Raw genomic sequence first — 18,868 nt, forward strand, 5'->3', positions numbered from 1 at the left:
TAAATGAAATCTGAATTCATACAATCATTACGAGGCAACTTTTTTATCAGAAAAACACTGATGATCTTTGTCGGGCTTGCTGTTGCAATCTTCCTTTTCTGGTACGTGAACACCTATATCTACAAATTTTTTGCATCAACTGATCCAGTTTCAGTCAGCATGACTCCGACTAAAGAAACAATTGACTTATCCGGCAAATCTCATGAAGAGTTCAATGTTGCATTCCAAGTGGCAAATCAGGATGTATCGGGTATGGAGTTGATACTTACGTATGATTCCAAGTATCTGCAGTACGGTAAAGAGTATGATACGACAGGAGGATTTATACAGCCTGAAAATTTTCAGTATGATGTGCTTATTGAGGAAGTATCAGAACTTGATGAAAATACCAAGCAGGTAAAGCTTGTACTGGTTGCAACGACTGAAATTCCTGCCACACCGAATAATTCCCGCCTTCTGAACTTCAAATTTAAAGCAATAGCCGTTGACCCTGCAGATAGCGAACGTATTGACAATGTAATTCAGAATATCCGTCTGAATACACAGTCACAGTTTGTGGGTGCCAATAATCAGGGGGAGGCTGCACAATTCGGAAATCCTACCGAACCGGTTCTTGCATCGGTGACGATTTATCGAGGTACCGGCTCTGATCTCACTCCGACTGCGACTGTTGCACCTGATGATCCGACACCGACCGGTACAATATCTGGTCCGAGGTTTGTATTTGAACCGTCCAGTACTTCGGTGAAAAAGAATGAGACATTTAATATTAACCTTACTATCGATCCCGGATCAGAGCAGGTTGCCGGGGCAGACATTTATCTCACATATAATGCAAATCTTCTGACTATTGATCAAGTAACAGCAGGTTCGTATTTTCCTCTCGTCAGTAATGTACCGGCGACCGGCAGAATTTACATTTCTGCAACAGTTGCAACTCAGGGAGAGAGTAAAACCGGATCAGGTACCATTGCAACAATTACCTTCAAAGCAATTGAGACAGGAAATGCGTCTATCACAGTCGATTGTGACCCGTCAAAAACGGATACATCCCGTATCATTAAAAATGACATCGACGCTACCAATGTCTTAGTCTGTGAAGCCTTGCAGGCACACACGGTGACGATAACTGCTGCGTCTGAACCTTCACCCACACCGACCAGTGATGATGTTCCCACACCGACTCCCACAACAGGTAACTTCTCAGGTGAGAAAGCAGATGTGCAACTTAACATGAAAGTTCGCTTTCAGGGAGTGGTCAAACAACCGAACGCCGCATTTGACCGCTTGAATGTACGTATCGATATTGAGGGTTCTCAAGGGTACAAAAACGATCAGATCGTCGAGTTTAAGGCTGACGGAAGCGGTCTTTGGAACGGTGTAATGAAGATTGAAGACGTGCCGATAGCCCAAAAATATGCCGTTTTGATCAAAGGACCCAAGCATCTTTCAAGAAAAATTTGTCAGGCAGCTCCGCGTGAAAATGTCCCCGGAACTTACAAGTGTGAAAGCGGGGGAGATATTGAACTAAAAGAAGGAGGAAATAATCTTGATTTCAGTCAGATCGTGGTATTGGCGGGAGATATTCCGACGCAAAATCAGGTTGTCGACTCTGCCGATATTATTTTTATCCGTCAGAATTTCGGCAACACAAGCCCTACGGCACTGTCACGGGGAGATTTGAATCTTGACGGCATTATTGATACTCAGGATTATTCTTTGGTTATGGCAGCACTCGGGTTCAAGTACGACGAAGAGTTGTGATCGCAGATAGGACTATAAAATTTGCGAATTATCAGTTAGTATAAAACTATGGACGAAAACCAATCCTACGGGCCAGTTGATTCGGCTCAAATGATTTCAGAACCGGCACATCCGCAGCACAATTATCGTATGATATTTATCACGATTACTGTCCTTTTAATCGCTTTCGGAGGATATATCGTACTTACTAATGACGGGTTGAAAGCCCGCATGAAAGAGGCTTTGCATTTGGTCTCTCCGAAAACGGAACCTACTACAAATAAAGAGACTCTTGAGCTTTTTGCTTCGGAAATTACCGACAGATCACAACCGTGGGTAGAAGTAAAAGCACCTGAACAGGAAGCGACTGTAGGGCAGGAAGTGGAATTGACAGTGAACGCATTTTCAGGAGGTAAGGATATCACAGGCTATGATCTGCTGATTGGTATCGATCCGTCACAGTATGAAGTAGTGAGCATTACTTCGGAATTGCCTTCGTTCCAGATACAGGCGTTTGACCGCGGGATGTATCGTGCAGTGACCGGAATCAAAAATCTTCAGTCACAGGATCCGACACTATTCAATGATACACCGCTGGTAAAAGTCGTTCTGGAGCCGAAAACGACAGGAGAAGGTGTTGTTACCGTACTCACAACCAAAGGCCAGGAACGTACACAGTTGGTAGATAAAGATGTTGTCATCATTGAGCCGCAGGTAGGTTCCGTTTTTATTACAACCCGTTAAATCCATAATGAATCAGGTTCTAAAACAGTCGATATTGGTTGCATTCAGTTTTATCACTCTGGCAGTTGTCGGGGTGGTTCATGTGGAGGCGGCTTCACTCGAATTCGACCCTGCAAGTTCTGAGATTGAAGAAGGGGAGACCTTTTCGGTAGACGTCACTATTGATGCCGGTACCAAACAGGTAGCAGGAACGGATATTTATATCACGTATGACAGCAGTATTGTATCATTGCAGTCAGTCACGGGAGGTGACTATTTCCCGCTCGTAAGTAATATTCCTACGACCGATAAACTGTACATTTCAGGAGTTATTGCCAATCAGGGTGAATACAAGACGGGTACAGGCACTGTCGCTACGCTGGTATTTAAAGGAGAGGCAGAAGGGACCACGGAGCTTAAGTTTACCTGCGATCTGACACAGACTGAGACTTCGAAGATCAATCAGAATGACATCAATGCATCAAATATAATCGACTGTAGCACACTCACCGCACACGCTGTAACGGTAGGCGGCGACGGCACTGCTGCCACAACCAAGCCGACATCACTTCCTGCAAGCGGAGTTTATGGCGATATGATGCGATATACGGCTTTGGGCGGAGTACTTCTTGTTGCGGGTCTCGGTCTTCGTCTGATTATGAAAATAGTCTGAGTTTTCATATAATCTATTTACGCAGCATACCCTTCAATGGTATTATGTATACATGGCTTCGCTTCAACGTCCACACTTAGGCGGATCAAAACGAAAACTGACTGTTATATTTGTAGCACTCACAACTCTTGTGGGGCTTCCGGTTCTGTTGTTTGTTATTCTGGCGATCCAGGGGTTTGTATCCGGTGTGGGAAGCGATAAACCGGTTGATGTTATCGCCTCGGAAATCACCAAATCATCCGCAGTTATCACGTGGCATACCGATAAAAAAACGCAGGGTGTTGTGGAATACGGAACGACACCGACAGCACTCAATTCCTATGCTCCGGAAGTCGGATCATCCAAGGAGCATGAGGTGAGCCTGACGTTGTTATCTCAATCAACAACTTATTATTATCAAATACGGATAAACGGTACGACATATGATAACTCCGGCGTGCCCTGGACATTTACGACCAAGAATAAAGACGGCGAAGACGTCGCTGAGGCGATAAAAGGGATTTCAACCCGTATTGCCCGTGAAGAAGAAGCTACGGAAGAAGCGGGGATAAGCACAAGTAACTGTACCGTAACCGACTGTAATGAAATTAAAGCAAAGCTCGGAAAAGGGTGTAGCTCGGCTGATTATTTCAAATGTATATCTCTGCAGGGGACACCCGGTACGAGTGAGTATACCGGCAATTCCGCTTCTACACCCACACCTACTGTCGCCAAGACAATCTCGACTTCAAACTGTGCGATAAAATACCTTCAGGTTGAGCCGGGTAAAACCTGCCTGTCATGGACATGGGATTCATTTGCCACAAAGGATCCTGATTGCCGAAAAGCGTATGATCGCTACGTGTTTCAGTGCAGCAGCAAAAGTTTTACTTCAACGAATTCTGAGCAGATCCCAACCTGGTATTACAATAACGCAATCACAAATATGACTTCAAACAGTGTCGAACTGAACAGTAAACCACCACAGGGTTCGACGGTTTATTGTCAGGTAAGAGCAGAGGATGCAAACGGAATAACGACAGAATGGGTTGAAGCTTCAGCTGTCTGTGATTATCCACCGACGCCGACACCTACACCTTAAGATTATGAAAGCGGGATCAGGAGTTGGTTAATAAAGCTCATCACAGGATCAAGTATCGTATGAAGCATGGATTGTCCTCCGATAGGTAAAATAAGGACAATCAAAAATAAGAAACCGTATCTCTCAAGCTGATGCCATTCCCGTGCCTGCTGTTCATTAAGCAGTCCTTCAACGATTTTAAATCCGTCAAGTGGGTGAACGGGAAGTAAATTGAATACCCCAAGAAGAATATTCATCTGGATGAAGACAATAAGGAGTGATCCTATAATAAAGGGAATCTCTAAACCAAAAAATGTGAACAGATAGAGGATAACGGAACTTGCTATAGCTAATACAAAATTTGATACGGGACCCACAATAGAGATCAAAGCGGCATCCTTTCTTGCGTTGTCAAGATTGAAAGGATCGAATTGGACAGGCTTACCCCAGCCGAATCCTACCAGTAACAAAAAAATAGTACCGTATAAATCAAGATGTGCGGCCGGGTTGAGAGTCACGCGTCCCTGCAGACGGGGAGTGGGATCCCCCAGATGATCGGCCATTTTTGCATGGGCAAACTCATGAATGGTAATGGCAATTACCAGTGATACGGCGCTTAACAGGAAGAGTATCGGGTTAGTGAGCAATAAAGTAAGCATATTCGTTTTTTCCTAAATCAAATAAAGTATATTGCATTCTGCAACCCTTTATGATATCATAAAAAATCTTGACTTAAAAATCTCTTTTAAACTATATGGAATGTTATCACTGTGGAAAAGGAATTATGTACGGCAGATCTCATACGCACCACCGAGGTGTGGCGGGAGGTCGATGGAAAAAGCGTGCCCAAAAGACACAGCGATTGTTCCGACCGAATCTTCAGCCTGTCACTATTCTTGATCAGGGAAAAGAAGTCCGTGTCAAACTCTGCATGAAATGCCTCAAGAGAGTGAAAAAAGACATCATGGACGGAAAAAAACCGTTTGTCCAGATGAAAAATGTCCCGGCAAATGTAGTGCCTGTTGAGGCAGCTGCCTAAATTTATACTTTCATTTCGTGAAGTTCTCCGTTCCGTTCTTCATATAAAGGAGATTGCTGTTCCATAGCGCGTGCCGTAAAGAGTATGCCGTTTAGGTGATCCACTTCATGCTGCATAATGACCGCTTTAAAGCCTTCAAACCATTCTTCACGTTTTTCTCCGTCAAGTGTCTGGTATGTAAGCAGTACCTTTTGAGGCCTTTCAATAGGAGACCAGATCCGGTCTACCGAAAGACAGCCTTCGAGAGTCGTTTTGCCGTCTTTCTTTTCCACGGGGATATCAACTATTTTCAGAAGTTTAGGATTGATATACTCACGTACTTTTGCCCGTTTGTCAGGGCGAGTCACAAAAAGCGAAAGTCCCACTCCGACCTGAGGTGCCGCAAGTCCGACTCCTTCGGGATCTTTTGCGGCAATAAGAGTTTCTGCCATATCTTTTATGAGCTTTTTCAGTCGTTCATCAAATTGTTTTACGGGTTTTGCGGGAGTGCTCAAAACTTTGTTTGGCACCTTCACAAGCGGTAAAATCATGTTCATATTATAACAGACTGAACTCAAATCCTTTAGCAAAATAGTCGATTTAGAGTATACTATCAGTATGGCAAAATTATCCCTTTGTATCGCAACTTTCAATGAAGAGGAGTTTATCCGTTACCCGCTTGATTCAGTGTATGATATTGTTGAAGAAGTTATTATTGTGGACGGCGGTTCCGAGGATAAAACGTTAGAAATTGCCAAATCATACGGCTCTAAAGTAACTATTTACAATGAAGACAATCCGGCAATGTTCCATATCAATAAGCAAAAGGCGATTGAGAAGGCCACAGGAGATTGGATTTTACAGCTCGATGCTGATGAGGCCGTGAGCCCAGAACTTAAAGATGAGATTATCCGTATCATTGAGGGGAAAACAACAGAGGAGTATGACGGGTATTGGATTCCACGGAGAAACTGGTTTTTGACAAAATTTCTGGAAAAAGGAGGTATATATCCCGACTCTACAATCAGATTGTATAAAAAAGGGAAAGCACATTTTCCCTGTAAAAATGTCCATGAAAATGTGGATATAAAGGGAAAAGTCGGAACACTTCATAAAGATATACTGCACTACGCAGATCCGACATTTGAACGATACTTAAGTCGTTGGAATCGTTATACAACGTTGGATGCGAAAGAACTCGTCAAGAAAAAACAGGAACTTTGTGGGTTGTGTTATTTCGTAATGAAGCCGTTAGGCACATTTTTGAGCATTTACATCCGTCATAAGGGTTTTCAGGACGGCTTTGCGGGCTTTGTCTGGGCACTCTTTTCTTCAATCCGCTGGTGGGTGATTTATGTAAAAGTCCGGACTCTCAGTAATAAATCCTAGCTCGATACCCTTTTTTTAGTGCTCTGTGGGCGTGCTCGTGCCTGCGCATCTCCCAAGTCGCAAAAAAAATGGTATCTTCGCTTTTTCTGTATTATGCCCCGATTTTGAACTCCACGACATCGCCGTCTTTCATTTCATGATCACGACCGACGATCTGCACTTTTCCTGCCTCACGGGCTTTTGTCCATCCGCCGATTTCAACAAAGGTTTGGAAGGGTACAATATCGGCTTTAATAAACTTCTTTTCAAAATCCGTATGAATTGCTGCTGCAGCTTGCGGTGCAAGAGTCCCGGCAGGGATAGTCCACGCACGTGCTTCAAGTTCACCTCCTGTGAGGAATGAGATAAGTCCGAGTGTTTCATATGCCTTCTTGATAAGACGATTGAGACCCGTTTCTTTGAGTCCGTACTGATTCAGATATTCTTTCTGATCTGATTCGTCTAAAGCCAGGACTTCATTTTCGAGCTTGGCATTAAGATAGAGAGCATTGGCTGGAAGATGTTTGTCATCCTGAGCATGCGCGAAGGATCCATTCGTTGACATTGCTGGATTCTTCACTTCGTTCAGAATGACACGTATTTTCTCTTCAATCGTTTCTTTGTCCATCAACTGCCCCTCCGAGACATTAAAAACATAAATTACCGGCTTCATAGTCAGAAGATGAAGGTCTTTTGCAGCTTCTGTTTCGTCATCCGTTAGTCTGAGGGTTCGTGCAGGATTTCCGGCGTTGAGATGGTTTTTGAGTTTGATAACGGCATCTGCTCTATGTCCTTCTTCTTTTGTGGCTTTGGCACGGGCTGCGACTGACAGATCTTTCTGCTTTTCAAGAGTTGCAAGATCTGCAAGGACAAGTTCGGTTTCTATCGTTGAAATGTCACGAAGAGGATCGACGGTGTTTGCGACATGGAGTACGTTGTCATCTTCAAAAAGACGGACTACGTGCGCAATAGCCGCTACTTCACGGATATGGGACAAAAATTTATTTCCCAGACCTTCTCCTTGTGAAGCCCCGGCAACAAGTCCGGCTATGTCATAAAATTCGACGACTGCCGGTACAATTTTTTGAGTGTTTACGATTTCGGCAATCTTCGGCAGACGCTCATCCGGTACCTCGACAACACCGACATTCGGTTCGATGGTACAAAAAGGATAATTCGCCGCATCAGCGACGGTTTTTTTCAAGAGAGCATTGAAGAGTGTCGACTTTCCGATATTCGGAAGTCCTACAATACCGATAGATAGATTCATAGGGGATATTATAGCAGGGGACAAGGAAGGTCATTAGATGAAACCATTATTGTACCTATAGTATAATATGTATAGCTGTACTGATTATTCAACGAACTAAGGAGAATGATAATGGACCTCTGGGATTTTGCGGCTATGATGATCAACGAAACGGTCATGATGGCAGTAGATGGCGACAAAGCAAAAGCCGATGAAGTGAAATTGGCGTTTGTTTTGCGTTATGTCCTACCGGAAGAACAAGAGCTGGTCAAAGAAATCCAGAAAAATGATCCACAACGATTCGACCGTCTTCTAGCAAAGATAGGTGAAGAATATGTGGTCGAGTTTCAGGATTATCTCAAGAGTCTCTAAGTACTCAGTAGTACAGTTACAGCAGGCGGAGAAATTTTTTCTCCGCCTGCATCCTTCAATTTCTTATTCAATCTCTGATTTCCGGTATTTTTTATTTCCATATTCTTACAATTCAATAAATATAATGTATTTATGCAAATAGAACGTCTTCGGTATATTCGACGGATGTCACGTGAATTAGCAAAGCCGATCCAAATAACTACACCCGTTCACCAGACTTCATATGAAATGGACGGACGGACATATGACATTGATGTATGGCACAGAAATCAGTATGAGTTTCCTGTGTCGAAACTGGATGATGAATGGCTTACTTCCCGAGCTTCACCGGAGGAAGCGAACGAACTGATCGAAGGCTGGCTTCAGGGAATTGTTTATTCTCTCAAAGACTATCGGCGGTCACCGATCGCAAAAAAATACAATATAGTGAAACCTCTTGATGAACCGCTTGAACGTTTGATCGCATATGCTGAATTGATGGAGGAGTATTCTATGGTGTGTGACGGCTATCTAGAAAAAAATATTGAAGGCGGTGCTCCCGATGATATGGATCGGGCAGAAAAAGCTCAGCAGGTGCAGGATCTGATTATGAATAAATTTATCTTGGAACAGTATCAGGGTAATGATGCGGAAGATCTGTTTACCCCACTTAGGACAGTGACAGAAACTGCTGACAATTCTTCAGTCATACGTGCCTGTAACACATTGTTTGCGGCAGCATTTACCCATATGGAACAACATAACTATACTGATTTGTTCGGAAATATGCAGTATCAGGAAAAGGCGGACATATAAGATCCCCTGACAAGTAAATACTCCATGGCTTGCATTCTCACTATCTTTTTACGCTTCTCTTATGGTGCATTGGAAGAGTTTTTATATCATATGTTTCTATGAAAAATTATATTTTTGATCATATGTATATCCGGCCGATCATAGAATACGAGAGAGGGATTTATCGTATCGAAATTGTAGACGAAGAAGATGAGTCTACAGCAGAAGAATAGTGCCAAGTCCTAAAAACACAAAAAAACCGATGATATCGGTAGCTGTCGTGACGAAAACGGTGCTGGCAATTGCAGGATCAATTTTCATGGATTTCAGAATAAAAGGAACAAGTGCCCCGAAAAATCCAGCGATAAAAAGATTGGCAATCATTGCTATACCCAAAACAACCCCAAGCATAGGTGTGCCGTGAAAGAAAACAGCTACTATTCCGGCAATCAAACCTACAATTACCCCGTTAAAAAGACCGGCCATAGCTTCCTTAAAAATGATTCCTTTTGCTTCACGCCAATCTATGTCATTCATCGCAATTCCTCTTACAACAACGGCAAGTGCCTGCGTTGCGGCGTTTCCTCCTTCACCGGCGACAATCGGCATAAAAACCGCAAGGAGGGCCATTTTGGAGATAGTATCCTGAAACAGTCCGACCACAGATGCCGCCAGAAAAGCCGTAACAAGATTGATGATAAGCCATTTATAGCGCATAAAAACTTTTAGTTTGATCGGATCTCCCGGAGTCTCTTCATGCTGAACTCCGGCAAATTTATATACATCCTCCGTAGCTTCAGCCTGAGCTACACGAAGGAGATCCCGCAAATGAACAATGCCCAGAATTGCTCCTTTCGCATCTACAACACCGATTGCATCGCTTTTGAGGTGATCAACCTTGTGCAGAATTTTTTCCTGATCTTCTTTGTGGCTTATCAGAGGGAGCTTTTGTACGATTTTACTGATAGGGATATTCGGAGAACTAAAAATCAGATTTTTGTGGGGGATAAAACCGAGAACTTTTCCGTCTTCTGCTGTCAGAATGATAAACGGCACCTTGTTTTCACGCGTGATATGTTCCTGTACTTTGTCGGCTATGTCTTTGAATGTAAAGGTTTCTTTGACAATAATATAATCCAAATCCATAAGTCCGCCCGCAGTCTCTTTACCGAATGTAAGAAGTTTTTCAATTTTTTTACGTTTCGGTTCTTTGATCTTCAAAAGTACTTTTTGACGTTTGGAACCGGGGAGATATTGAATAATATCTGTCGCGTCATCCTCGTCGTTGAAATGGAGAAATCGGGCACATTCATAGACTGAAAGTTTCGGAATGATCACACTTTTTGACTGGTCAGAGAGGTGCAAAATGACTTCTGACTGAATTTCAGGAGGGAGAAGAGAAAAGATATATCGTTTCTGATCATGCAAATGATTGATTATCTCGGCTATTTTATGAAAGTCCATCTTCAGAAGAAGATACTTGATCTCTTTGTAATTTCCTTTTTCTATCAGTTTGTTGACGGTATGGAGATTTTCGACAGCAGCCATATCATCATAATACATAAGTTTAGATCCCGTGACTAGTAGTTTTCTTTTTCTTACGTGCAGGATTGGCATAAGACAAGTTTGACATAACCCGTTATTTATACTATCCTCATAATATGAGAAAGTTTTACCTAGCAATACTAACCTTTACATTATTATTAGCTTTTCCTGTAGCCTCAATGGCTCAGGAAGCAGAAGAAACAGTTGAAGAAACCGTGGAAGCGACTGTAACTCCGAGCCGTGAGAAGAAACGTACTGAAGCGATGGAGAAAGCGAAAGAGATGAAAGAAGAAGCGATACAAAAAAGGAAGGAAGCACAGGAAGAAATCATGATGAAGCGAGAGGAAGCAAAAGAAGAGTTTGCGAAAGACCGTGAAGAATTCAAACTGAAACTCAAAAGATAACCGATGAAAAAAAGCAACAAATAGTCGAACGGATTGATGCTCATATGGCTGAAATGAATGAAAGGATTACCGGAAAATTAGCTGAGCATTTGGACAGAATTTCAGAAATTATTGACAGAATTGAGGAAAAAGCAGGGGAGTTGGAAGGAGACACCCAGGCAGTAGATGATGCGATAACCGTAGCAAGAGCTGCAGTCGAGACATCTCAGGAAGCAGTGGCAGAGCAGGCGGGGAAAGAGTACATCATAGAACTCAGTGATGAAAGCAATGTGAAAGATGACGTACAGAAAGTAGTTACGCAATTCAGAACAGATATTAAAGCCACCGTTGAAACCGTGAGGGAAGCACGGCAAAAGACAGTTGATGCCGCACGAGCTTTGGGACAAGCACACGAACAGAGTACTGAAGAGCCGGAAACAAGCGAGTCTGAAGAGTCTGACGAATTAGGCGGCTAATTACTATTTTTGACTAAATCATGGATAATCAAAATAAAAAGGAAGAACAGCAAAAACCTGAAACACAGGAAACGATAAAAACACCGGAACCTTCGACGGAAACAATACCCGTTGATGCAGAACCAGCCGCACCGGCTGAAACACCCGCAGCCACTCCAGAATCTCCTGCTGATGGGCAGCCACCCGTTGATACTACGGCAGACACTTCAGCCGAACCGGTACCTCAACCGGTTTATCCGGATGTAGGCTACACCGAGACAAAGTCAAGCAAACTGGTTTATATTCTAGTCGGACTGCTTCTTCTTATTCTGCTCAGCTTGGTAGGATTGTTTTTCTACAAGCAGATGGCAGCCGCACCGGCCGAAACACAGATTTCGCCGTCACCCGTTCAAGTCTCACCGACTGTCGAAGTAAGCCCGACCGTAACGCCTGTGAATGAGGAGGAAGCAGATCTTCAGCAGATAGAGATTCCTGATATTGATCAGGATTTACAGCAAATTGAGAGCGATCTGGATCAGCTTTGATCCGGTCTTGTGTAAATTCGGGATAGTTTGCTATACTATATTTATAGTATGGACGAAACCAAAAACCCAAACCCAACCGAGGCGAAAGCTTCATTAACAAATGTACAGGCAATGCCGCCTATAAAGCAACTTCTGGAGGAGTCATGGCATCTCCTGACGAAGAAAGTACTGAAAATACTTCTTATTTCAACCTACACGTTTATCGGCATTATCATAACCTATATCATTGCCGCACTGATTGGTCTCATTGTTTTTTTCGGTATATTCGGAGGGATCCAAAACGTCCAAAATGCAGCAGCCTCACTGATGACAAATCCGGCCGTTTGGACAGCGGGCGGAATTTTGTTTGTAGCGCTGATAGTTGCAGTTACGATCATCAGTCTTATGGCTCAGGCAGGACTTATTCTGGCGCTTTCTGAAAAAGATGAATCTGCCTCAGCATTTTCTCTTCTTAAAAAGGGATGGATATACGTATTACCATTATTCATTGTCGGATTAATAGAATTTTTTATTACGTTCGGAAGCATATTCCTTCTTATCATACCGGCGATTATTGTGAGTATTTTTCTTGCATTTACCCTTTACACGGTCGTTCTTGAGAATAAGAAAGGGATGGAGGCTATCAAAATGAGTGTCGGGATTGTACAACAGCAGTTCGGTGCAATAGTCGGCCGATTTGTTTTGTATTTTTTGCTGGTAATGGCTGTCATGATAGCGCTCGCTGCACTGAGCAGTATTTCGGAAGAAGTTGCCGCTTTAGCCGGTCTGGTACGTTTTGTGGTCAATTTCTTCGTAAACTGGTTCGGTTTGGCATTTACATTTCAGGTTTACAGACATGCCCGTGCTTTGTATGACGAGTCTAAACCCGTCTCTATGACCTGGATATGGATTGTAAGTGCAATCGGATGGGTGATTGCCGGACTTGTTATCACGGCAGCAGTCCAGGCAATAGGGAAGATAGATCCTACCGAGCTGTTACAGGAAGCCTTTGAGGAAAATAACACACAAGAGTTCAATATCGAACAAGATGCTGAATATGGGGAAGAATCGCCCGAGGATTTCTACAATATGTTTGATGAAGAGACACAGAGAGAACTGAGACAATTGCAGCAAATGGAACAGGGGAATCAAATCTGATTTTATCCGACGTGTTCTTCTTTGACCAGATCCAGTCTGTCGATGTACATGACGATAGCAACTCCGATTGCTATAAGAGCAATAATACCAAGGACGGTAGCGTCAATTGCCTGCGGAAGTATGTTTCTCGTTGCAAGCGGCACAACTTCACCGTGACTGTTTATTCGTGTCTCGATAACTTCCTGCCATGGCCAAAGCTTTCGGACAGAACCCAGCATAAATCCTGACAAAGCGGCGACTGAAATATCATGATGTTTTGCAAAAAGCCAGGAAAGAAAACGGGAGAAAATTGACAGACCGACTACCGCACCGAGTGCTACTGATATAAGGACACCGATATTCATCTCGCGAACAGCTCCGAGCACCTGAGCATATTTCCCCATGATAAGAAGGATAAAAGAACCTGAAATACCGGGAAGAATCATGGCACAGATTGCAATCATACCGCTTAAGAAATACATGGGTAGATTGGAAGGAGTCTCTACCGGTACCGCACCGACTACTGTATACCCCACAATCAGAAAGGTTATAAATGAGATCATGTTCGGCATACTCCAGGCTGAGACCCGCTTAGCCACAATCCATGTGGACGCGATGACCAATCCGAAAAAGAAAGCCCAAACAAATGACGGGTATGTGTCAAGAAGGTAACCAAGGAGATTGGCAAGTGAAAGAATTGCAGTAAAGATACCGGCAAGAAGGGGGAAAAGAAAACGGTAGGGTACCGCTGCGACAGCTTCTTTTATTTTGAACTGAAGCCCTAATCTAAGTACTTCACCGCTCACTTTCTTAATACTCGCAAGCAATTCATCATAAATTCCCGCCACAAACGCTACTGTTCCTCCGGAAACTCCCGGGATCAAATCTGCCGTTCCCATGATGAAGCCGGTCACAAATAACTGAAGTAACGGTTTGTCTGTTTTCTTTTGAGTTTTCATAGATATATTCTAGCTTGAAAGTACTCAAAAGTCTACGTATTTACCAGCACCTGCCGCCTGAAGAAGCCACTTTCCATGACCAGAATGCTGAGCCGTCCAATCTACAGGTATTGGATCCTCCGTCCCGGTGAGTGTCAAGAAGTGAGTTTTCCTTTCCGTAGTTGTCATCGCCTCCGATATCTTTCTGATGGATGAGGAAGGCAAAATCAGTTCCGTTTGATCGGTAGAGATAACAGGGAGTAGTGGTCCCTGAAAAAACGCGGTTCATTTGCGGATCATGAGGAAATTCGTCCAGATAGTCGGGTACAAGGCCGGGGATGACATCGTTCGGTGCGAGATTCGGAGTTCCCCAGGGATGGTTGCACTCTCCGCGCCAGGCGCCACCGGGGTTCGGATAAAAACCGTGATCGATATAAAATGCATCCAGTGCCCGTTTTACTTTTTGAGCATCAGTGATGCGGATGGTGTCCCGTGCATTACGCTGCGATGCAGAATATGCTACAACTCCGAAGGTCATCAATACGCCTACGATGGTGAGTACAACAATGGTTTCTACCAGGGTAAAACCGGCTTGTGTTTTCATAACTTTCTATCATAAAGTATATGGAGCGTACAAATGAAAGTAAAGATAAAAAAAAGTATGTAAGATTTTTTACGGATGTCGGTATCATTTATTGGATTTGCGCGTTGTCATAAGTCACTTCTCATTTCGGCATGAAAACCGGTAAAAGTTGATATCTGGCGCTAAAACGGGTACAATATCCTTCTATGGAAAACCCTTTTGCGAAATTCCTGGATTCATTTCGGAATTTGCCGGATAAAAAGAAATATATTGAAGTTATAACTGCAACCCTTTCTATTCCGGTTCTTCTTTCTGTGATTTATATGAATTACATCAATATTCAGGAAAAAAGAAACGGACCTGATACCTCTGATCCTGTAGCCGAACAGCCGAAAGACACCACGCCAACAATCATTACCATCATACGGGATAATGATAATGAGCCGACAACCGCACCTGAAAATGAAGACGGGACTCCGACTCCGACCCCGGAATCAAAAGGGGAGTGCATCAAGGATATCGGACCGATAGATATTCTGTCGCCGCAAGAAAACAGCACCGTGAGCGGAAATCCTTTAGATATTGACATCAGATATGACCAGGGAGATTACTGTTCGGTAGTTTGGAGTTATCGCATCAATAACGGTCAGTGGAGTGATTATTCAGACAATGATATCGTTATCTATAATATGAGTTCGGGTAAAAAAACTCTTGAACTTCGCGTGAGAAGTTTGGTTTCCAATCAAAACAAAACACTTACCCGAGTCTTTACTTATCAGAATACAGATGAACAGATTCCCACACCGACAAATACAGTAACTCCGGCAATCTCACAGTAAGAAGTCGCTGCATTTTTTGGAATTCTGTCAAACCAGCGGTCCAAGCTACATATCAGGTAAAAGCAGGTTATGTGTTGTTGCTTAGACCTGTAGTTTTACTTTTCTTTATTACCCGTGCCGTACCAGGAATAGTAGATCACCGGGATAAAAAACAGTTTGATAACTCCCGAAAAGAATAATCCGGCGATAATCGCACCTCCTAAACCTCTCCAGAGCGGGTCAGACAAGGTGATCGGCAGAAGTCCGAATATGGTAGTCAGCGATGTCAGCAGCACCGGTTCGAGTCGGCTTGCCGATGCGTCCAGAATTGATTCCTTCACCGGTATCCCTTCATTCATATTACTGTTGATTTTATCAATAACAACGATGGCATTAGTCACTACAATTCCGAATAGAGCGAGAATTCCGATAAGAGCAGGGAAAGAAAGGGGAGTACCGGTCAATGCGAAAACATAAAATACCCCAGAAATGGCAAGTGGAATCGTCATCATAACAATTGCTGACTGCCGGTATGAGCCAAATTCAATAATCATTGTAACTAAAATCAAAAGAAAGGATAATGCCATAGCCTGCAAAATTGAATTCACTGATTTCTGATTCTCCTCATTGATCCCTCCTGTTTGCCAGCGGTATCCGTTCGGGAGTTTCAGCGATTCTGCATAGGCTACGAGATCAGAGTTAATTTCCTGTATGTTGTATCCTACCTCAACAGAGCCAGAGACGGTAATGGTTCTCAAAGTGTCCTCATGAGAAATATTCGTCGGATTCGTACTCAATTTTAGCTCACCGAGGGATAAAAGAGGGACATTCCCCTGAGGAGACTGGATATAAAGCGAACCGAGTTCTTCAGGAGTCACCTGTGCCTGCGAGAGGCGCAATGTAATATCGGTTTCTTCATCAAATCTGATGGTATCAAGGGTGAATCCTGATGCATAGGTGCGAAGCCACAAAGCCAGTGTTTCTCTCGAGATTCCCGCATCGGCCAGTTTATTCTGATCGGGGACAAATACGATTTTACTGGTACCGGACTTGTACGATGTATCGACATTCGTCACTCCCGGTCGTTCTTCCAGGTAGTTCATAATTTCCTGAGTGTAACGGGTCAAAACTCCGTAGTCAGCACCAAGCAAACTGATCTGGATGTCGGCTCCGGCAGGCGGGCCGCCTGAAAGCTCAATCACGCTGAGTCTTCCCCGTGAGTAATCTGCAAATCGTTCCCGCAGTTCCTGAGCGATCTCAATGGATGTTTTTTCCCGCTCTTCCGGGTCAGGAAGGGCAAATGTGATCAAAAAATTGGCAGGATCGGTACTGCGGTCAAATGTTGCCGTAAAACCATATCCTGTTTCGGTGATAACATAATCAACCTCAGGTATTTTTCGTACTTCCTGTGTCAGCGCGACAGCTTCTGCTGTTGTTGTTTGGATATCCGTACTGGGAGGAAGTGCTACCGAAAGATAGATGGTATTTTCATCGGTTTTCGGGAAGAATTCATTTTTGACCAAACCGAGCGGGACAAGCAGATATGAGACCAGAGCAAACACAACGAGAAATACGATGACATTCCTTCGGTTTGATTTTTTCGCCAAAATCCTGTTAAGCATGTTCCGATACTGGTAACTGACAGCTTCGAGATTGATGATGCCTTCACTGACAATGCGGCTTCCGTACTGGCTAAATTTTTGCAAAGATTGATTTTTGTGATAATAATCTCTTATTGTGTCTATATAGATTTCACGCTTTGCATACAGCATCCACGCTGCAAGTCCCGCAACGAGGAGAATCGGTATAAGCAGTGCATTCTTCGGTGAAATAAGTGTCAGGACAGCGATAAAAATGATTACACCCAGAATCTGAACCAGTACCCGGACACGATACGGAAGAACCAGTTTCAGGAATACGATCATTAATGGAATGGTGATAAGTACTGCAATTGATGTCGAGGAAATCATTGTTGCTGTTATGATAAGCGGGATCGGTTTTATAAACTCTCCGATGATACCCGTTGCCAGAAGGAGCGGGATAAATGACCAGATAGTCGTTGCCGTTGTGGACCAGATAGGAATAAAGAAATCTCTCCACACCAGAAGTCCCGTTTCTGAAGGTGTAAATTTTCCAGAAGCGTAGTATCGGGTCATAGCCGTGACGATGACAATCGTGTCATCGATCAGAAGACCAAGGGCAATCAGAAAGGAAAACAACGTTAGAAAGTTGAGAGAAAGCCCCAAACCGTTGGCAACTGCAATTGCAGACAAAAAGGTAAGGGGAACGGTAAATGATGCGATAACCGCCTGTCTGAGTCCGAGAAACACCAGCAGCACCGTGAAAATCAGTAAAACAGTTGTGGAAAATTCATGAAGAAGATCAGTAAACTGTTCGTCTATAAGATCTCCGTAGTTGCTGATAGTGAGCAGCTTCACAGTATTTTTATAGGGCTCAAGCTGTGTATCCACTCTTTGGACTGCAGCTTCAGCAGCCGTGTCGATATTTGAAGCATCAGCTTTATATACGAAAAATTGTACTGCCCGGCGGGAAGCAATATTCTGATCAGCATAATATGTTTTATTTTGATCGGGAGCAGATATTTCTTTCACCTGTGCTATCTCTTCCAGGGTGACGATACGATCCGCAGTTGTGATACGGATAGACCTGATGTCATCAATGGTTGTGATTCCCGGATCAATAGTAAGAGAAAAGACGGAACCGTTCGCATTGATTGAACCTGCAGGATAGGAATTAGCCGTTCCACTAATGGCCTGAGACAAGACGAGAGGGGAGATACCGAATTCCTGTGCTTTCACCGGGTCGACAACTACCTGAATTTCCTGTTCTTCAAATCCGGATACCTGAACTTGTGACACTTCAGGAAGATCCTCCAAATCTTTTTTCAGATTTTCCGATAATGACATCAGTGAAGGCAAATCATCAGACGTCAATGCAAATGTCCATATCGGTTGGTTTTCAAAATCAAGCACTGCGACGCGGGGATCCTGTGCATCTTCGGGAAGATCGGTCACGGTATCAACTGCCTGTTGTACCTCGTCACGCGCTTCATCAGGATCTACCGTTGAGAGAAACTGAAGTACAATCGTGGATGCGTTGTCAAGTGAGGTTGAAGTGATAGTATCGACATCCTGCACTGCTTTCAGCTTATCTTCAATGGGAATGGTGATAAGTGCCTCCATGTCTTCGGGTGTTGCACCGGGAAGGATTGTAGTGACGGTCACAATAGGAATTTCCACTTCCGGATTGAGGCGTCTCGGGATCTCAAAATAATTGATGATGCCGATAACAAAAATACTCAATATAAGGAGAAACACGAGTCGGAAGTTGGTGATAAATTTTCCGTGAATAGTGTTTTTAAGTCTGGGGTCGAATTGTATTCTGTCTAGATATGAGGCCATGTTTGATATATAAATTCAGATGTTAGAGTTTTGATTTTACTTTGTCATTCCGACCGAAGTGGAGGAATCCCTTTTATATGATC

20 protein-coding genes are annotated in these 18,868 nt (G+C 43.5%); 13 read left to right on the forward strand and 7 right to left on the reverse strand.

Going from position 1 to position 18,868, the window contains the following annotated elements; translation table 11 throughout:
- Positions 1-3: 3 nt before the first annotated feature.
- From IPM65_03920 to IPM65_03935, 4 genes are read left to right on the forward strand one after another with little or no spacing between them, the layout of a single operon-like run.
- Complete coding sequence (locus IPM65_03920) at positions 4-1,764, forward strand: hypothetical protein (GenBank protein QQS43283.1); 1,761 nt, start codon at positions 4-6, stop codon at positions 1,762-1,764.
- A 48-nt stretch (positions 1,765-1,812) separates the two neighbouring features.
- A complete protein-coding gene (locus tag IPM65_03925) occupies positions 1,813-2,487 on the forward strand; it encodes a hypothetical protein (protein ID QQS43284.1) in 675 nt (224 codons plus the stop codon).
- A gap of 7 nt (positions 2,488-2,494) precedes the next feature.
- Positions 2,495-3,139, forward strand: a complete 645-nt coding sequence (locus IPM65_03930) for a hypothetical protein (GenBank protein ID QQS43285.1) — start codon at positions 2,495-2,497, stop codon at positions 3,137-3,139.
- A gap of 52 nt (positions 3,140-3,191) precedes the next feature.
- Positions 3,192-4,220, forward strand: a complete 1,029-nt coding sequence (locus tag IPM65_03935) for a fibronectin type III domain-containing protein (protein QQS43286.1) — start codon at positions 3,192-3,194, stop codon at positions 4,218-4,220.
- A gap of 2 nt (positions 4,221-4,222) precedes the next feature.
- Here the strand turns inward: IPM65_03935 and IPM65_03940 are convergent, their stop codons facing one another.
- A complete protein-coding gene (locus IPM65_03940; GenBank protein ID QQS43287.1) occupies positions 4,223-4,858 on the reverse strand; it encodes a site-2 protease family protein in 636 nt (211 codons plus the stop codon).
- A 95-nt stretch (positions 4,859-4,953) separates the two neighbouring features.
- Here IPM65_03940 and IPM65_03945 point away from each other — a divergent pair, with 95 nt between their 5' ends.
- Positions 4,954-5,238 carry a hypothetical protein gene (locus tag IPM65_03945; protein ID QQS43288.1) on the forward strand — a complete coding sequence of 95 codons (285 nt, stop codon included), beginning with the start codon at positions 4,954-4,956 and terminating at the stop codon, positions 5,236-5,238.
- Positions 5,239-5,240: 2 nt separating this feature from the next.
- Here IPM65_03945 and def read toward each other — a convergent pair whose 3' ends face one another.
- Positions 5,241-5,768, reverse strand: a complete 528-nt coding sequence (def, locus tag IPM65_03950; protein ID QQS43289.1) for a peptide deformylase — start codon at positions 5,766-5,768, stop codon at positions 5,241-5,243.
- A gap of 67 nt (positions 5,769-5,835) precedes the next feature.
- On the opposite strand from def, the gene IPM65_03955 reads away from it, so the two are divergent.
- Positions 5,836-6,606, forward strand: coding sequence for a glycosyltransferase family 2 protein (locus IPM65_03955; protein QQS43290.1), 771 nt, complete (start codon positions 5,836-5,838; stop codon positions 6,604-6,606).
- Between the two features lie 91 nt (positions 6,607-6,697).
- On the opposite strand, the gene ychF is transcribed toward IPM65_03955, so the two are convergent.
- Positions 6,698-7,855 carry a redox-regulated ATPase YchF gene (ychF, locus tag IPM65_03960; GenBank protein QQS43291.1) on the reverse strand — a complete coding sequence of 386 codons (1,158 nt, stop codon included), beginning with the start codon at positions 7,853-7,855 and terminating at the stop codon, positions 6,698-6,700.
- 105 nt (positions 7,856-7,960) lie between these two features.
- Here ychF and IPM65_03965 point away from each other — a divergent pair, with 105 nt between their 5' ends.
- Together IPM65_03965 and IPM65_03970 are read left to right on the forward strand one after the other, a co-directional pair.
- Positions 7,961-8,206 carry a hypothetical protein gene (locus IPM65_03965; protein ID QQS43292.1) on the forward strand — a complete coding sequence of 82 codons (246 nt, stop codon included), beginning with the start codon at positions 7,961-7,963 and terminating at the stop codon, positions 8,204-8,206.
- Positions 8,207-8,338: 132 nt separating this feature from the next.
- Positions 8,339-9,001 (forward strand): hypothetical protein, encoded by a 663-nt coding sequence (locus IPM65_03970; GenBank protein QQS43293.1) that lies wholly within the window; start codon positions 8,339-8,341, stop codon positions 8,999-9,001.
- Positions 9,002-9,196: 195 nt separating this feature from the next.
- On the opposite strand, the gene mgtE is transcribed toward IPM65_03970, so the two are convergent.
- The gene (mgtE, locus tag IPM65_03975; protein ID QQS43294.1) at positions 9,197-10,597 is read right to left on the reverse strand and encodes a magnesium transporter; all 1,401 of its coding nucleotides are present in this window, start codon (positions 10,595-10,597) and stop codon (positions 9,197-9,199) included.
- Positions 10,598-10,641: 44 nt separating this feature from the next.
- Here mgtE and IPM65_03980 point away from each other — a divergent pair, with 44 nt between their 5' ends.
- From IPM65_03980 to IPM65_03995, 4 genes are read left to right on the forward strand one after another with little or no spacing between them, the layout of a single operon-like run.
- Entirely contained in the window at positions 10,642-10,929 is a 288-nt protein-coding gene (locus tag IPM65_03980; protein QQS43295.1) for a hypothetical protein, read from the forward strand.
- A gap of 44 nt (positions 10,930-10,973) precedes the next feature.
- Entirely contained in the window at positions 10,974-11,384 is a 411-nt protein-coding gene (locus IPM65_03985; protein ID QQS43296.1) for a hypothetical protein, read from the forward strand.
- A gap of 20 nt (positions 11,385-11,404) precedes the next feature.
- Positions 11,405-11,908 (forward strand): hypothetical protein, encoded by a 504-nt coding sequence (locus tag IPM65_03990; GenBank protein QQS43297.1) that lies wholly within the window; start codon positions 11,405-11,407, stop codon positions 11,906-11,908.
- A 48-nt stretch (positions 11,909-11,956) separates the two neighbouring features.
- On the forward strand, positions 11,957-13,045 hold the full coding sequence (locus IPM65_03995) for a hypothetical protein (protein QQS43298.1): 1,089 nt from the start codon (positions 11,957-11,959) through the stop codon (positions 13,043-13,045).
- A gap of 2 nt (positions 13,046-13,047) precedes the next feature.
- Here the strand turns inward: IPM65_03995 and IPM65_04000 are convergent, their stop codons facing one another.
- Both IPM65_04000 and IPM65_04005 read right to left on the reverse strand, forming a co-directional pair.
- Positions 13,048-13,983, reverse strand: coding sequence for a DUF368 domain-containing protein (locus IPM65_04000; protein ID QQS43299.1), 936 nt, complete (start codon positions 13,981-13,983; stop codon positions 13,048-13,050).
- Positions 13,984-14,023: 40 nt separating this feature from the next.
- Positions 14,024-14,566, reverse strand: coding sequence for a type II secretion system protein (locus tag IPM65_04005; protein ID QQS43300.1), 543 nt, complete (start codon positions 14,564-14,566; stop codon positions 14,024-14,026).
- A gap of 185 nt (positions 14,567-14,751) precedes the next feature.
- Between IPM65_04005 and IPM65_04010 the strand changes: the two genes are divergently transcribed.
- The gene (locus tag IPM65_04010; protein ID QQS43301.1) at positions 14,752-15,384 is read left to right on the forward strand and encodes a hypothetical protein; all 633 of its coding nucleotides are present in this window, start codon (positions 14,752-14,754) and stop codon (positions 15,382-15,384) included.
- 95 nt (positions 15,385-15,479) lie between these two features.
- Here IPM65_04010 and IPM65_04015 read toward each other — a convergent pair whose 3' ends face one another.
- Positions 15,480-18,785, reverse strand: coding sequence for an efflux RND transporter permease subunit (locus IPM65_04015; protein ID QQS43302.1), 3,306 nt, complete (start codon positions 18,783-18,785; stop codon positions 15,480-15,482).
- Positions 18,786-18,868 lie beyond the last annotated feature (83 nt).

The sequence above is a fragment of the Candidatus Roizmanbacteria bacterium genome (assembly GCA_016700135.1).
GTDB lineage: Bacteria > Patescibacteriota > Microgenomatia > UBA1406 > GWC2-37-13 > UBA1450.

Excerpts from the sequence above, each read along its gene's own strand:
- IPM65_03920 (QQS43283.1), top strand. The coding sequence starts at position 4 with ATGAAATCTGAATTCATACAATCATTACGAGGCAACTTTTTTATCAGA.
- IPM65_03925 (QQS43284.1), top strand. The coding sequence starts at position 1,813 with ATGGACGAAAACCAATCCTACGGGCCAGTTGATTCGGCTCAAATGATT.
- IPM65_03930 (QQS43285.1), top strand. The coding sequence starts at position 2,495 with ATGAATCAGGTTCTAAAACAGTCGATATTGGTTGCATTCAGTTTTATC.
- IPM65_03935 (QQS43286.1), top strand. The coding sequence starts at position 3,192 with ATGGCTTCGCTTCAACGTCCACACTTAGGCGGATCAAAACGAAAACTG.
- IPM65_03940 (QQS43287.1), bottom strand. The coding sequence starts at position 4,858 with ATGCTTACTTTATTGCTCACTAACCCGATACTCTTCCTGTTAAGCGCC.
- IPM65_03945 (QQS43288.1), top strand. The coding sequence starts at position 4,954 with ATGGAATGTTATCACTGTGGAAAAGGAATTATGTACGGCAGATCTCAT.
- def (QQS43289.1), bottom strand. The coding sequence starts at position 5,768 with ATGATTTTACCGCTTGTGAAGGTGCCAAACAAAGTTTTGAGCACTCCC.
- IPM65_03955 (QQS43290.1), top strand. The coding sequence starts at position 5,836 with ATGGCAAAATTATCCCTTTGTATCGCAACTTTCAATGAAGAGGAGTTT.
- ychF (QQS43291.1), bottom strand. The coding sequence starts at position 7,855 with ATGAATCTATCTATCGGTATTGTAGGACTTCCGAATATCGGAAAGTCG.
- IPM65_03965 (QQS43292.1), top strand. The coding sequence starts at position 7,961 with ATGATAATGGACCTCTGGGATTTTGCGGCTATGATGATCAACGAAACG.
- IPM65_03970 (QQS43293.1), top strand. The coding sequence starts at position 8,339 with ATGCAAATAGAACGTCTTCGGTATATTCGACGGATGTCACGTGAATTA.
- mgtE (QQS43294.1), bottom strand. The coding sequence starts at position 10,597 with ATGCCAATCCTGCACGTAAGAAAAAGAAAACTACTAGTCACGGGATCT.
- IPM65_03980 (QQS43295.1), top strand. The coding sequence starts at position 10,642 with ATGAGAAAGTTTTACCTAGCAATACTAACCTTTACATTATTATTAGCT.
- IPM65_03985 (QQS43296.1), top strand. The coding sequence starts at position 10,974 with ATGGCTGAAATGAATGAAAGGATTACCGGAAAATTAGCTGAGCATTTG.
- IPM65_03990 (QQS43297.1), top strand. The coding sequence starts at position 11,405 with ATGGATAATCAAAATAAAAAGGAAGAACAGCAAAAACCTGAAACACAG.
- IPM65_03995 (QQS43298.1), top strand. The coding sequence starts at position 11,957 with ATGGACGAAACCAAAAACCCAAACCCAACCGAGGCGAAAGCTTCATTA.
- IPM65_04000 (QQS43299.1), bottom strand. The coding sequence starts at position 13,983 with ATGAAAACTCAAAAGAAAACAGACAAACCGTTACTTCAGTTATTTGTG.
- IPM65_04005 (QQS43300.1), bottom strand. The coding sequence starts at position 14,566 with ATGAAAACACAAGCCGGTTTTACCCTGGTAGAAACCATTGTTGTACTC.
- IPM65_04010 (QQS43301.1), top strand. The coding sequence starts at position 14,752 with ATGGAAAACCCTTTTGCGAAATTCCTGGATTCATTTCGGAATTTGCCG.
- IPM65_04015 (QQS43302.1), bottom strand. The coding sequence starts at position 18,785 with ATGGCCTCATATCTAGACAGAATACAATTCGACCCCAGACTTAAAAAC.